General features: G+C 73.1%; 12 protein-coding genes and 1 pseudogene. 8 read left to right on the forward strand and 5 right to left on the reverse strand.

Annotated elements, in window-relative coordinates; genetic code table 11:
* Positions 1–16: 16 nt before the first annotated feature.
* Positions 17–1756, forward strand: coding sequence for an aminotransferase class V-fold PLP-dependent enzyme (locus tag E1269_RS24615; protein ID WP_131899529.1), 1740 nt, complete (start codon positions 17–19; stop codon positions 1754–1756).
* 8 nt (positions 1757–1764) lie between these two features.
* On the forward strand, positions 1765–1950 hold the full coding sequence (locus E1269_RS24620) for a hypothetical protein (RefSeq protein ID WP_131899531.1): 186 nt from the start codon (positions 1765–1767) through the stop codon (positions 1948–1950).
* 44 nt (positions 1951–1994) lie between these two features.
* Here E1269_RS24620 and E1269_RS24625 read toward each other — a convergent pair whose 3' ends face one another.
* From E1269_RS24625 to E1269_RS24645, 5 genes are read right to left on the reverse strand one after another with little or no spacing between them, the layout of a single operon-like run.
* Positions 1995–2438 carry a hypothetical protein gene (locus E1269_RS24625; RefSeq protein ID WP_131899533.1) on the reverse strand — a complete coding sequence of 148 codons (444 nt, stop codon included), beginning with the start codon at positions 2436–2438 and terminating at the stop codon, positions 1995–1997.
* Positions 2435–3769: a DUF58 domain-containing protein gene (locus E1269_RS24630; RefSeq protein ID WP_131899535.1), complete on the reverse strand. Its 1335-nt coding sequence runs from the start codon at positions 3767–3769 to the stop codon at positions 2435–2437. Before E1269_RS24630 ends, E1269_RS24625 begins: the two co-directional genes overlap by 4 nt.
* The gene (locus tag E1269_RS24635) at positions 3766–4743 is read right to left on the reverse strand and encodes an AAA family ATPase (RefSeq protein WP_131899537.1); all 978 of its coding nucleotides are present in this window, start codon (positions 4741–4743) and stop codon (positions 3766–3768) included. The genes E1269_RS24630 and E1269_RS24635 overlap by 4 nt, the downstream gene beginning before the upstream one ends.
* Positions 4740–5312 carry a hypothetical protein gene (locus tag E1269_RS24640; RefSeq protein ID WP_131899539.1) on the reverse strand — a complete coding sequence of 191 codons (573 nt, stop codon included), beginning with the start codon at positions 5310–5312 and terminating at the stop codon, positions 4740–4742. Before E1269_RS24640 ends, E1269_RS24635 begins: the two co-directional genes overlap by 4 nt.
* The gene (locus E1269_RS24645; protein ID WP_131899541.1) at positions 5309–6022 is read right to left on the reverse strand and encodes a DUF4129 domain-containing protein; all 714 of its coding nucleotides are present in this window, start codon (positions 6020–6022) and stop codon (positions 5309–5311) included. Before E1269_RS24645 ends, E1269_RS24640 begins: the two co-directional genes overlap by 4 nt.
* A gap of 120 nt (positions 6023–6142) precedes the next feature.
* Between E1269_RS24645 and E1269_RS24650 the strand changes: the two genes are divergently transcribed.
* The 6 genes and pseudogenes from E1269_RS24650 to E1269_RS24675 all read left to right on the forward strand — a co-directional run.
* On the forward strand, positions 6143–6778 hold the full coding sequence (locus tag E1269_RS24650) for a vitamin K epoxide reductase family protein (protein ID WP_131899543.1): 636 nt from the start codon (positions 6143–6145) through the stop codon (positions 6776–6778).
* Positions 6779–7135: 357 nt separating this feature from the next.
* Positions 7136–10021 carry a leucine--tRNA ligase gene (gene leuS, locus E1269_RS24655; protein WP_131899545.1) on the forward strand — a complete coding sequence of 962 codons (2886 nt, stop codon included), beginning with the start codon at positions 7136–7138 and terminating at the stop codon, positions 10019–10021.
* An 11-nt stretch (positions 10022–10032) separates the two neighbouring features.
* The gene (locus E1269_RS24660) at positions 10033–10884 is read left to right on the forward strand and encodes a DegV family protein (RefSeq protein WP_131899547.1); all 852 of its coding nucleotides are present in this window, start codon (positions 10033–10035) and stop codon (positions 10882–10884) included.
* A gap of 95 nt (positions 10885–10979) precedes the next feature.
* On the forward strand, positions 10980–11426 hold the full coding sequence (locus tag E1269_RS24665; RefSeq protein WP_131899549.1) for a VOC family protein: 447 nt from the start codon (positions 10980–10982) through the stop codon (positions 11424–11426).
* A 136-nt stretch (positions 11427–11562) separates the two neighbouring features.
* On the forward strand, positions 11563–12498 hold the full coding sequence (locus E1269_RS24670; RefSeq protein ID WP_131899551.1) for a ComEA family DNA-binding protein: 936 nt from the start codon (positions 11563–11565) through the stop codon (positions 12496–12498).
* Positions 12495–12808, forward strand: a pseudogene (locus tag E1269_RS24675) (hypothetical protein); the annotation flags it as partial. The gene E1269_RS24670 and the pseudogene E1269_RS24675, both read left to right, overlap by 4 nt.

Consider the following 12808-nt stretch of genomic DNA (forward strand, 5'->3'; position numbering starts at 1 on the left):
GAGAGGGGGCTCGCGCATGACCACGACGACGTCGCTGATCGAACGCATCCGCCGAGGCATCATCGGAGAGGGCGAGGTGCTGCACGGGCCGTTCGGCGCCCGGCGCATCACCTACGCCGACTACACCGCGTCCGGCCGGTCGCTGGACTTCATCGAGGACTTCATCCGCGACCAGGTGCTGCCGCTGTACGCCAACACGCACACCGAGAGCTCAGGCACCGGACTGCAGACGACGCTGCTGCGCGAGGACGCCCGCCGCACCATCGCCGCGTCCGTCGGCGGCACCGACGACCACCTGGTCATCTTCACCGGCTCCGGCGCGACGTCGGCGGTGAACAAGCTCATCGGCATCCTGGAGCTGCGGCTGCCGGAAGGCGCTCCGAAGCGGCACGGCGTGGTCTGGGACCTGCCGGCGACCCGGCCGGTGGTGTTCGTCGGCCCGTACGAGCACCACTCCAACGAGCTGCCGTGGCGCGAGAGCATCGCCGACGTCGTCGCCGTCGACACCGACGCCGACGGCCACATCGATCTCGAGCAGCTGGACCGGTTGCTGCGCGAGTACGCCGACCGGCCGCTGCGCATCGGCAGCTTCTCCGCCGCCTCCAACGTGACCGGCGTGCTCACCGACGCCGACCGGGTCGCGGCGCTGCTGCATCAGCACGGCGCGCTGTCGTTCTGGGACTACGCGGCGGCCGGTCCGTACGTGGCGATCCGGATGGCCGAGAGCGCTCCCGGCGCGCTGGACCACAAGGACGCGATCTTCCTGTCGCCGCACAAGTTCGTCGGCGGCCCGCAGACGCCTGGCGTCCTCGTGGTCCACCGGGAGCTGGTACGCAACGCCGTCCCGACGGTGCCCGGCGGCGGCACCGTCGAGTTCGTCAACCTCGACCAGCACCGCTACCTCGAGGACCCGGTGGCGCGGGAGGAGGGCGGCACCCCCGCCATCGTGGAGTCCATCCGGGCCGGGCTGGTGTTCGGGCTCAAGGACGCCGTCGGCACCGACGTCATCCAGGAGCGCGAGGAAGAGCTGTGGCGCCACGCCGTCCGGCGGTGGGAGGCGGTGCCGCAGATCGACGTGCTGGGCAACCACGATGTCGCCCGGCTGTCCATCGTGTCGTACCGGATCCGCTTCGGCGACCAGTTCCTGCACCACAATTTCGTCGTCGCCCTGCTCAACGACCTGTTCGGGATCCAGGCCCGGGGCGGGTGCTCGTGCGCCGGGCCGTACGGGCACCGGCTGCTCGCGGTGGGCCCGGCGCAGTCGAACGCGTTCCGCGACGTGGTCGGAGTCGGCTGCGAGGGCATCAAGCCCGGCTGGACCCGGCTGAACTTCAACTACTTCATCTCCGACACCGTCCGCGACTACCTGGTCGACGCGGTCGAGCTGATCGCGCGCGAGGGCTACCGGCTGCTGCCGGAGTACGTGTTCGACCCGCACACCGCACTGTGGCGGCACCGCGACGGTGCCACTCGGCCGCCGATCCGCCTCACCGGACTGAACTACGACGACGACGGCGTGTTGGTCGGCGCGCGGCGGGGCGAGCGGGTCGGCGAGGAGGCGCTGAGCAAATACCTCGCGCAGGCGCGCAGGGAGCTGGCGTCGCGGCCGGAGCGGCTGCCCGACGGACCGACCGGGCTGTCGCCGGAGTTCGAGGCGCTGCGGTGGTTCGTGCTGCCGCCGTCGTGCGTGCCCGCCGGCACCGACGCCGTCGCCGTCCTGCATCCGAGCTGCGCGGCCCCCGCCCCGACCCCCTGACCGCGCTGGTGTGGCGGAACGTCCCGCTGCCGGAGACACATCTGGCGGCGATCGCGACCGGCCTCGCCCTGCACCGTGGCCGCCGATGGATTCTGCCGCTGTCGCGGCGGCGCTGCCTCGGGGCGGGAGTCGTCGTCACCGCACTGGGCCTCGGCACAGCACTGCGGTCCGTCGCGCCGGTCGGGCGCCGGTGATCATCAACGGTTGGCGACGCTATGAGGTCGCCAACCGTTGACGATCATGGGGAGACCAGCCAGGCCAGCACCACGAGCACCTGGCCGGCCGCCTGGGCGAGGACGAAACGCTCCAGCGACGGACGCAGCGCGGCCCGCTCCACCGCGGTGCTCGGCGGCACCACGGCCGCCAGCGCCGCCAGGACGTGGGTGGCGTGCAGGGTGAGTACCGCGAGCGACGTCAACGCCGTCACGCCGTCGGCGCCCAGAGCGAGCAGCGCGACCGCCGCGAGGAACGCCGTCGGCAGCTGTGACGCCGGCTGCGCGACGGTGGCCAGTCCCAGCAGGCCGAGCGCGACCAGCAGGAACGGCGACGCCGACGTCCAGGCGCCGACGGCGGCCACGGCACCGACGGACGACGCGGCCAGGCCCAGGCGCAGCGTCCACCACGGCAGCGTCGGTGCCAGCCCGCCGGGCGGGATCGTCTCGGGACGGGCGTCGGCCGTCATGGGCGCACCCGCCGGACCGCGCGGTGCAGCCGGGCCAGGCTGAGCGCCAGCGCCGCCGGATCCGCCGAGGTGACCGGCACACCGCCCGCGGCGAGCGAACGCATCCGTTCGTCCCGTTCGGCCAGCACGATCCGCGCGGCCATGGCGACGGCGGCCTCGGCCCGGTCGACCACCAGCGGGGCCGGCAGCACGTCGACGGCGAGCACCGGGTGACCGGCCCGCCGCCACGACGTCGCCAGCGTGCTGACCGCGTCGTCGAGGAAGACCGACGTGACGACGACGATGGCACCGGGAGGGAAGCGCGGCACCTTGCGCGGCAACGGCAGGCTGTCGCCCGATCCGGGCCGGCCGGTGTGCCGGGCCAGCTGGGTCCGCAGCCGCAGCAGGTGCCGGCGACCACTGCCCAGGAGCGCGTGGTCGCGCGGGCGGGCGAGGTCGAGGACGCCGACGCGGTCGCCGTGCTCGATGTAGGCGGCCGCGACCGAGGCGACGGTGTCGACGGCGATGTCTATGCTGCTGCGGCCGGCACCAGGCTCCGTCGCCAGCTCCGACCAGCCGCCGACCTCGGCCCGCAGGTCGAAGCGGTTGTCCAGGCAGCAGACCACGTCGGCATCGGCGTCCACCTGGGTGTGCCGCGTGTACAGCTCCTCACGCGGGCCGGCCTGGCGCGCCGTGACCCGCCAGTCGATGCGGCGCAGCCGGTCGCCGGGCGCGAACGGCGACACGTCGTGCAGCTCGGTGCCCTCACCGGGCCGGCGGGTGCGGTGTGCGCCGACCATGCCCGACGGGCGGGGCGGCAGCGGCCCGGGCGGCAGCGCCGTCGCGATGGACGGCAGCACCTGCGCGGTGTACGGCACCCCGGTGGTCGGGCCGGCGGTGAACAGCCCGTCGGCGGCGACGGCGAGATGGTCGGGCCGCGCCAGCAGCTGCGACCCCCACACCGGCGACGAGGTCTCGGTGACGATCTGCCGCGGCCGGTCCGCGGGTGCGACGACGGCGACTCGCTCGGCGACCGCGCCCGGCTCGGGCATCGGCAGCACCGTCGTGACGAGCTGCGCGTCCGACGACGGGTCGACCCGTACCGCGACCGCGGCCGGCCGGCCCACGTGCAGCACCTTCGGCCCGATCGCGCGGACCCCCGGCGGTGGCCGCAGCGCGCCCCGTCCCATCCGCCCGCCCAGCGCCAGCACCGTGCCCAGGGCGAGCGGCACGCCCAGCAGCACCAGCTCGGCGCGGCCCAGCGCCAGCCCACCCGCCGCCAGCAGCCCGGGCAGCAGCATCGAACGGATCAGCGCGGGGCTGGCCCGCCACTGCGGCTCGTCGGTTCTCATCGCCGGGAGGCCGGGCCGGGTACGCGGTCGAGGATCTCGGTGACGATGTCGGCGGTGCGCAGCTGCATGGTCCAGGCCTCCGGCGTCAGCGTCAGCCGGTGCGCGAGCGCGGCCACCGCGACCTCCTTGACGTCCTCGGGCAGCACGTAGTCGCGCCCGTCGAGCACCGCGATCGCCCGCGCGGTCAGCAGCAGCGCCAGCGACCCACGCGGCGACGCGCCGACCTCGACCGCCCGGTGGCGCCGGGTGGCCACGGCGAGGTCGACGCAGTACGCGACGATCGACGGGTCGGTGTCGACCGCCTCGACGCCGGCCTGCAGCGCGGTGACCGTGCCGGCGTCGACGACCGGATCGACGTCGGCCCGCTCCTGCCGCCGGGCCACCCGGCGTGCCAGCACCTCGGCCTCGTCCGGCGGCTCCAGGTAGCCGGCCGACAGCCGCAGCATGAAGCGATCGAGCTGGGCCTCCGGCAGCGGGTAGGTGCCCTCGTATTCGACGGGGTTGCTGGTGGCGAGCACGTGGAAGGGCTGGGGGAGCGCGAACGTGCGGCCCTCCACCGTCGTCTGCCGCTCGGCCATCGCCTCCAGCAGCGCCGACTGCGTCTTCGGCGGGGTGCGGTTGATCTCGTCGGCCAGCAACAGCCCGGCGAACACGGGTCCGGGCCGGAAGGTGAACTCGCGCGTGCCCGGATCCCACACGAACGACCCGGTGACGTCGCCGGGCAGGAGGTCCGGCGTGCACTGCAGCCGGCGGAACTCCAGGCCCAGGGCGCTGGCCAGGCTGCGTGCGGCCAGCGTCTTGCCCAGGCCTGGCACGTCCTCGAACAGCACGTGCCCGCCGGCCAGGACGGCGGCCAGCGCGAGCCGCAGCGTGGTGCGCATCCCGACGACGGCGGTGCCGACGCCGTCGAGCACGGCGGTGCCCACTCGGGCCACCTCGGCGACGGGCAGCGCGGTGGTGCTGGGCGAGGTCATGGCTCGGTTCCTCCGGGTTCGACGTTGTGGCGGCCGTGCTCGGCGGTGTGGTCCTGCCCGACGGTTCGCAGTTGTTCGATCGCGGTGACGACGCGGTCCAGGGTGTGCAGGTCGGCGGCGAAGGTGTCGGCCTGGAGAGCGGCGTGCACGTCCGGCCCGAGCGCACGCACGGCGCGCGGGTCGCTCCACTCCAGGCCCAGCCGGCGCAGCCGCGCCGTCGCGAGGCGGCGCAGCCGGTACTGCAGGGCGGGGTCGGAGGCCGACGCCTCCGCGTGCAGCGAGCGCAACCGGTTCGCCAACCGCCACACCTGGCTCGAGCCCCCGCCGGGCGGCCGCTCCGGCCGAGCCGGCCAGGGCCCGTACCACGAGGCGGGCACCCTGGTCAGGGCCGTCACGGCCGCGGCGACGCACAGGCCGATCAGCGCCGGCCGGGCGCCCTGCACGCCGGCGAGCCAGCAGGCCAGCCCGGTGGCCAGGCCGGCGAGCAGGCCGTGGACGACGGCGCGCCGGGGCAATGCCCGGCGCAACCGCTCGCGCATGGCGGCGCCGGAAGCGTGTTCAGTGGTCATCGGGGTCCTGCCGGTGCGGGCGCGCCGATCGTGGCCAGGATGGCGCCCAACGCCCGGCGGGCCGCGGCGACGTCGTCGTCGGTGATGTCGGGGCGCACGGCGAACCGCGCCCGCTGGTACAGGTGCAGCAGCGTCGCGGTGGCGGCGTCGTCGGCGTGGTGCCGGCGCAGCAGGGCGGCGGTGAACTCGCTCGGGGTCTGCGCCGCGTCGCGGGGCGCGCCGCTGCCGGCGGCCGCGGACTCCAGCGCCAGCCAGGCCTCGACGACCGCCTGCGCACCGCTGCTGCCGCCCCCGCTCAGCGCCGCGTCGGCGGCTCGGGCGCCGTCGCGCAGTTCGTCGGCGACGTCGACCAGCTCGTCCAGCTCGCCGCCGAGCACCGTCGGCGCGACCCGCCCAGACCCCGGCGGGCGCAGCCGGCGCACCAGATACACCGCCAGCGCTGCCGCCGCCGCGATCAGCAGCGCCAGCAGGACGCCCTGCCACGGGAGGTCGAGCTCGGGCGGCTCGTCGCGGGTGCGCTCGGGCAGCGGCGTGGGCAACTCCTGGGGCGGCGGCTGGTCGAGCGGCTCGAGGTCCGGGGGGTCCTGCCTGCTGGAGAGCCAGTCCGGCTGGACCACCTCGACCGGCCCGACGCCGGCGGCGAGCACGACGACGATCGCCGCGGCGAGCAGCACCGCTGCGGCGGCGGGGAGGTTCCCGGGGCGGCGCATCGTGTCGATCCTGGCATATCGGCCGGCCAGCGACGTTGATTCGTGATCTGTTGCCGGGCACTGGGCGCGGGTAGCGTACGTTGTTGGAGCATCGGAGACCTACGAACACGGGTGACATCCATGGCCGTGCAGGAAAGACAACACATCGACGACGACGAGGTCGTGCTGCCGGAGCGGCGCGCCTCGATCACGGTGCTGGGCTGGCTGCTGGCCGTCGGCGGGTCGGTCGGTATGCTCGCGTCGGCGATGCTCGTCATCGAGCGCGTCCGCCTGCTCGAGGACCCCGACTACACCCCGTCCTGCAGCTTCAACCCGGTCGTCACCTGCGGCCAGGTCATGGAGAGCTGGCAGGGCTCACTCTTCGGTTTCCCCAACCCGGTCATCGGCGTCGCCGCGTTTCCCATCGTCGTCACGGCCGGCGTGGTGGCGCTCACCGGCGCCAAGCTGCCCCGCTGGTTCTGGCTCGGCCTCAACACCGGCGCGCTGGCCGGTGCGGTGTTCATCACCTGGCTGTTCACCCAGAGCGTCTACTACATCGGCGCGCTGTGCCCGTACTGCATGGTGGTGTGGGCCGCGACCATCCCGATCTTCGTCTACACGACGGGCTACAACCTCTCCGAAGGCCACCTCAAGGCACCGCCGGCGCTGCGCCGCGCAGTCGTCGACAGCCGCGGCCTCATCGTCACGGTGTGGTACCTCATCATCGCGATCCTCATCACCATCGAGTTCTGGGACCGCTGGTACCTCGTCTTTTGACATCCTCAAATGATCACGTTCAGCACGAGATCTCGTGTCGCACCGGGATCGCAAGCCTCGTGACGCACAGGTAGTCCTGCTGAACGTGATCATTTCGGGCTGCATGCCTGCCTGGTGCGGCGGGCGCCGTCCACGTGACGGGTTCGCGCACGCCACCGGCCGCGCGGCGGCTGCGGGCCACGGCGCCGGCGCTGGTGCGCTATCCTGAGAACGTGCGAGGCCTGCTGCTCCTTATCGGGCCGCGCTGACTGGTAAGCGGACGCCCTCAGCGGCGTCACGTCGGCGCGGCTGACCCCTCCTGCGTGAGGGGTCTTTTCACGTTCCGGCCCGACACACACGATGAGGGACGATTTTCCGATGAGCCAGATGGACACCGGCACGACGTCGTCGCCTGCTGACGACGCGCCGTACCGCTACACCGCCGAGGTGGCCGGCCAGATCGAGCAACGCTGGCAGGACCGCTGGGAGCACGACGGCACCTTCAACGCCCCCAACCCGAGCGGACCACTGTCCGAGGCAGGCGCCGAGCTGCCGGCCGCCAAGTTCTTCCTGATGGACATGTTCCCCTACCCGTCGGGCAAGGGGCTGCACGTCGGGCACCCGTTGGGGTACATCGCCACCGACGTCATCGGGCGGTTCCGGCGCATGTGCGGCGACAACGTCCTGCACGCGCTGGGCTACGACGCCTTCGGGCTGCCGGCCGAGCAGTACGCCGTCCAGACCGGCCAGCACCCGCGCAAGACCACCGAGGAGAACATTGCGACCATGCGCCGGCAGCTGCGCCGGCTGGGGCTGGCGCACGACACGCGCCGCTCGTTCGCGACCATCGACCCCGAGTACATGCGCTGGACGCAGTGGATCTTCCTGCAGATCTTCGACTCCTGGTACGACACCGAGGCCGACGACGGACGGGGCCGGGCGCGGCCCATCGCCGAGCTGGTCGAGCAGTTCGAGAACGGCGAGCGGACGGTCCCGGGCGGGCGCACCTGGAGCGAGCTGAGCGAGGTCGAGCGGCGCGCCGTCGTCGACGAGCACCGGCTGGCCTACGTATCGGAATCTCCTGTCAACTGGTGCCCAGGGCTGGGGACGGTGCTGTCCAACGAGGAGGTCACCGCCGACGGCCGCAGCGAGCGCGGCAACTTCCCCGTCTTCAAGCGCAACCTGCGGCAGTGGATGATGCGCATCACCGCCTACGCCGACCGGCTGATCGACGACCTGGACCGCATCGACTGGCCCGAGAAGGTCAAGACGATGCAGCGCAACTGGATCGGCCGCTCCACCGGCGCCACGGTCCGGTTCGCCACCGACGGGGGCGACCTGGAGGTCTTCACCACCCGCCCCGACACGCTGTTCGGTGCGACGTTCATGGTGGTGGCGCCCGAGCACCCGCTGGTCGACCAGCTGACGACGAACGCCTGGCCCGAGGACGCGAAACCGGCGTGGACCGGCGGGCACGCGACGCCCGCGGACGCCGTCGCCGACTACCGCACCCAGGCCGCGGCGAAAACTGATCTGGAGAGGCAGGCCGCGTCTTCAGAGGGCCGCGACAAGACCGGGATCTTCACCGGCTCGTTCGCCGTCAACCCCGTCAACGGCGCGCGCATCCCCGTCTTCGTCGCCGACTACGTGCTGATGGGCTACGGCACCGGCGCAATCATGGCGGTCCCCGGCCAGGACGAGCGCGACTGGGAGTTCGCCGAGCGGTTCGACCTGCCCATCGTCCGCACGGTGGAGCCGCCGGCGGAGTTCGACGGCGAGGCCTACGTCGGCGAGGGTCCGGCCATCAATTCGGCGAACGAAGAGATCTCGCTGGACGGCCTGGGTGTCGTCGAGGCCAAGGCCGCTATCATTGCCTGGCTAGAGTCCAAGGGCACCGGTGAGGGCACCGTCACCTACCGGCTGCGCGACTGGCTGTTCAGCCGCCAGCGGTACTGGGGCGAGCCGTTCCCGGTCGTGTACGACGAGAACGGGTCGCCGTTCGCACTGCCGGACGACCAGCTGCCCGTCGAGCTGCCCGACGTGCCCGACTACTCGCCGCGGACCTATGACGCCGACGCGGCCGACACCGAGCCGGAGCCGCCGCTGGCCCGCGTCCCGGAGTGGGTCGAGGTCGAGCTGGACCTGGGCGACGGCCCCAAGCGGTATCGCCGCGACACGAACACCATGCCCAACTGGGCCGGCTCCTGCTGGTACGAGCTGCGCTACGTCGACCCCACCGCCACCGACCGCCTGGTCGACCCGGAGAACGAGCGCTACTGGATGGGTCCGCGCCGTGACGGCGACGCCGGTGGTGTCGACCTGTACATCGGCGGGGTCGAGCACGCCGTGCTGCACCTGCTGTACTCCCGGTTCTGGCACAAGGTCCTGTTCGACCTGGGCCACGTCTCCAGCGAGGAGCCGTTCCACAAGCTGTTCAACCAGGGCTACATCCAGGCCTACGCCTACACCGACGAGCGCGGTCAGTACGTGCCGGCCGAGCAGGTCCTCGAAGAGGAACAGGGCGGAGTGTCCGGTTGGTACTTCGAGGGCAAGCCGGTCAACCGCGAGTACGGCAAGATGGGCAAGAGCCTGAAGAACATCGTCACACCCGACGACATGTACGACGCCTACGGCGCCGACACGTTCCGGGTGTACGAGATGTCGATGGGCCCGCTGGACCTGTCCCGGCCGTGGGAGACCCGCGCGGTCGTCGGCTCGCTGCGGTTCCTGCAGCGGGTCTGGCGCAACATCGTCTCCGAGGAGACAGGCGAGGTCGTCGTCGGCATGCACCCGGCCGACGACGAGACCAACCGCGTCCTGCACCGCACCATCGCCGCGGTCCGCGCCGACATGGAGGCGATGCGGTTCAACACCGCGATCGCCCGCATGATCGAGCTGAACAACCACCTGACCAAGCTGACGGTGGTACCGCGCGAGGTCGCCGAGACGCTGGTGCTGATGCTGGCGCCTGTCGCGCCACACGTCGCCGAAGAGCTGTGGTCGCGGCTGGGCCACCCGCAGTCCTTGGCGCATGAGCCGTTCCCCGTCGCCGATCCCGCGCTGCTGGTCGAGGAGACGGTCACCTGCGTGGTCCAGGTCGCGGGCAAGGTGCGCGACCGGCTGGAGGTGCCGCCGTCCGTCGACGACGACACCCTGCGCGAGCTGGCGCTGGCCTCGGAGGCGGTGCGGCGCACGCTGGACGGCCGGGGGGTGCGCACGGTGATCGTGCGCGCGCCCAGGCTGGTCAACGTCGTCCCGGCCTGAGCCGGGTCTGGATGGCGGACCGGGTCGCGGTCGTCACCGACTCGACGGCGCACCTCGCGCCCGAGGACGTCGTCGAGCGCGGCATCGAAGTGGTGCCGCTGCAGGTCGTGGTCGACGGTGCCGCCATGAACGAGGGAACGGGCATCGGGCTGCACGAGGTCGCCGACGCACTGCGGTCGCATGTTCCCGTGACGACGTCACGGCCCAGTCCGCAGGCCTTCCTCGACGTGTACGAGACGGTGGCGGCACGGGGGTGCTCGGCCGTCGTGTCGGTGCACCTGTCCGGCAGCCTGTCCGGCACCGCCGACGCCGCCCGGCTTGCCGCTCGCGACGCGCCACTGCCCGTCTATGTTGTCGACTCCCGGTCGCTGGGTATGGGGCTGGGCTTCGCGGTCCTGACGGCGGCGTCCGCGGCCGCGCGCGGGCTCACCCCTGACGAGGTGGCCGCGCTGGCGCGGGACCGCGCGGTGCGATCGTCGGCCTTCTTCTACGTGGACACCTTGGAGTACCTGCGCCGCGGTGGCCGGGTCGGAGCGGCGTCGGCGGTGGTGGGCACGGCGCTGGCCATCAAGCCGCTGCTCTACCTGCGCGACGGATGGATCGAGCTGCTGGAGAAGGTGCGCACGTCCGGCCGGGCGCGGGCACGGCTCGAGGACCTGGCCGTCGGGGTCGGCATGCGCGCGCCCGGCCCCGTCGACGTCGCCATCCATCATCTCGACAACGCCGCGCGGGCCGGACAGCTCGCCGAGCGCCTGGCCGAACGGCTCCCGTCGCCGGGGTCGGTGGTGGTCAGCGAGGTGGGCGCGGTGATCGGAGCGCACGTCGGGCCGGGCATGCTGGCCGCGGTGATCAGCCCGCGGTGACTTGCGCTCCGGAGTGGACAGGGACCTGGCCGGACGTTGTCGGTGCTGGTTGGCAGGATGCACGGCACACCCGGTCTCCCGAAGGGACAGCTGCCATGGCTCCGAGGTCCTCCCAGGTCTTCAACCTGACGTTCGACGCCGCCGATCCCGCCCGGCTGGCCCGGTTCTGGGCCACCGCGCTCGGCTATGAGCTGGAGCCGCCGCCCGACGGATTCGGCTCCTGGGAGGAGGCACTCGCGGCGTGGAACGTGCCGGAGGACCGCTGGGACAGCGCCAGCGCGGTCATCGACCCCGACGGCGTGCTGCCGCGGCTGTTCTTCCAGAAGGTGCCCGAGCCGAAGACCGCGAAGAATCGCGTGCACCTCGACGTCCGAGCCTGGCGTGGTGACGAGCGGGCGCCCGCCGAGCACCGCGAGCTGGTCGACGGCAAGGTCGCCGAGCTGGTCGAGGCCGGCGCCACGGTCGTCGCGCCCGTCGACGACCTCGGCTCCTACTGGGTGGTCATGCTCGACCCAGAGGGCAACGAGTTCTGCGTGACGTGATCGGGCGGTGGCTGTCGGAAGCGGTGGGCTGTCGACCGGTGGGCTCGTCCACAGGCGCTGACCTGGGGTGCCCGTTGTCCACATTCGGGCCTTGGCCCGTAGCCCGGCGGCCGGTGGCGGCCTAGCGTCCGTTGGCATGCGACCCCTGCGCGACCGTCCCGCCGACGACCACACCGTGTCCCTGGTGCGGGCGCGCGTGGCGCGGCTCTCCGGGACGGCGCGCGGTGTCTCGTACGGCGACGGCGGCGACGCCGACCGGCTCGGCGCGGTCGGTGGGGTCGAGGCCGGCGGGTCGAGGTCCGAGCAGCGGGACGGGGACGACGACGCCGAGCCGGAGCCGGAGGGGCGGTGGGCCGGAGCGGTCGACGATTACCTGCCGCCGGTAGTACGGGCGCGGCTCGGCCTTGAGCGCGGGCACGTGGCGGTCGTCGTGCTCGTCGTGTTGCTGGGGGTGCTCGGCGCCGGGCTGGTGTTCCTACTGGCCCGGCCCGAGGTCGTGCCCATCGACACCGAGGTCACGGCTGAAGGCACCCCGGTCGAGTCGGAGCCGGGCGAGTCGGAGGGCGGCGGGGCGTCGGAGGGCGCTGGTGGTGACGCGTCGACACCGGCCGGCACTACCTCGGATGGGCCCATCGTCGTCCACGTCGCAGGCCTGGTCACCAGCCCAGGCGTCGTCGAGCTGCCGGCCGGCGCGCGGGTGGTCGACGCCATCGAGGCCGCGGGCGGAGCCGCCGCCGAGGCCGACCTCACCCCGCTCAACCTCGCCCGCGTCCTGACCGACGGCGAGCAGGTGGTCGTGACCGCCCAACCACCGCCGGGCCAGCCGGTCGCGCCGCCGCCCGCCCAGCCGGGTACCACCGACCCCAATGGCCAGCCGGCGGGGCCGATCGACCTCAACACCGCGACGGCCGCCGAGCTGGACACCCTGCCCGGCATCGGACCCACCCTGGCCGGCCGCATCCTGGCGTGGCGCGAGCAGAACGGCCGCTTCACCACGGTCGACGAGTTGCGCGAGGTCTCCGGCATCGGCGAGCAGCGCTTCGCCGAGCTCGAGCCACTGGTGACGGTATGACCACCGCCGCTGGCGCCGGCCGCGACGGCGCCGAGCCCTCGACGTCGCCCGCCGGCGCCGACCATCCCGAGCGGCCCGACATGCTCGACCTGCGCCTGGTCCCGGTCGCTCTGGCGCTTTGGCTCGGTGCGCTGGCCGGGGTTGCCCTGCCCCGTTGGGCGGGCCTCCTCGTCTGCGCTCCGGCCGTGGTCGCGGCCGCCATCGTCGTCGCGCTGCCTGGTCGATCGGAGCGACCCCGTTCCGTGCCGTCCGCGGGGCGACGCGCGGTGGATGCGTCGACGGGGTCGCCCTGCGCTGCCCATGCCGACTC

The organism is Jiangella asiatica, from assembly GCF_004349065.1.
Lineage (GTDB): Bacteria > Actinomycetota > Actinomycetes > Jiangellales > Jiangellaceae > Jiangella > Jiangella asiatica.

Coding starts and splice junctions, on each gene's coding strand:
- E1269_RS24615 (WP_131899529.1), top strand. CDS start 17: ATGACCACGACGACGTCGCTGATCGAACGCATCCGCCGAGGCATCATC.
- E1269_RS24625 (WP_131899533.1), bottom strand. CDS start 2,438: ATGACGGCCGACGCCCGTCCCGAGACGATCCCGCCCGGCGGGCTGGCA.
- E1269_RS24630 (WP_131899535.1), bottom strand. CDS start 3,769: ATGAGAACCGACGAGCCGCAGTGGCGGGCCAGCCCCGCGCTGATCCGT.
- E1269_RS24635 (WP_131899537.1), bottom strand. CDS start 4,743: ATGACCTCGCCCAGCACCACCGCGCTGCCCGTCGCCGAGGTGGCCCGA.
- E1269_RS24640 (WP_131899539.1), bottom strand. CDS start 5,312: ATGACCACTGAACACGCTTCCGGCGCCGCCATGCGCGAGCGGTTGCGC.
- E1269_RS24645 (WP_131899541.1), bottom strand. CDS start 6,022: ATGCGCCGCCCCGGGAACCTCCCCGCCGCCGCAGCGGTGCTGCTCGCC.
- E1269_RS24650 (WP_131899543.1), top strand. CDS start 6,143: ATGGCCGTGCAGGAAAGACAACACATCGACGACGACGAGGTCGTGCTG.
- leuS (WP_131899545.1), top strand. CDS start 7,136: ATGAGCCAGATGGACACCGGCACGACGTCGTCGCCTGCTGACGACGCG.
- E1269_RS24660 (WP_131899547.1), top strand. CDS start 10,033: ATGGCGGACCGGGTCGCGGTCGTCACCGACTCGACGGCGCACCTCGCG.
- E1269_RS24665 (WP_131899549.1), top strand. CDS start 10,980: ATGGCTCCGAGGTCCTCCCAGGTCTTCAACCTGACGTTCGACGCCGCC.
- E1269_RS24670 (WP_131899551.1), top strand. CDS start 11,563: ATGCGACCCCTGCGCGACCGTCCCGCCGACGACCACACCGTGTCCCTG.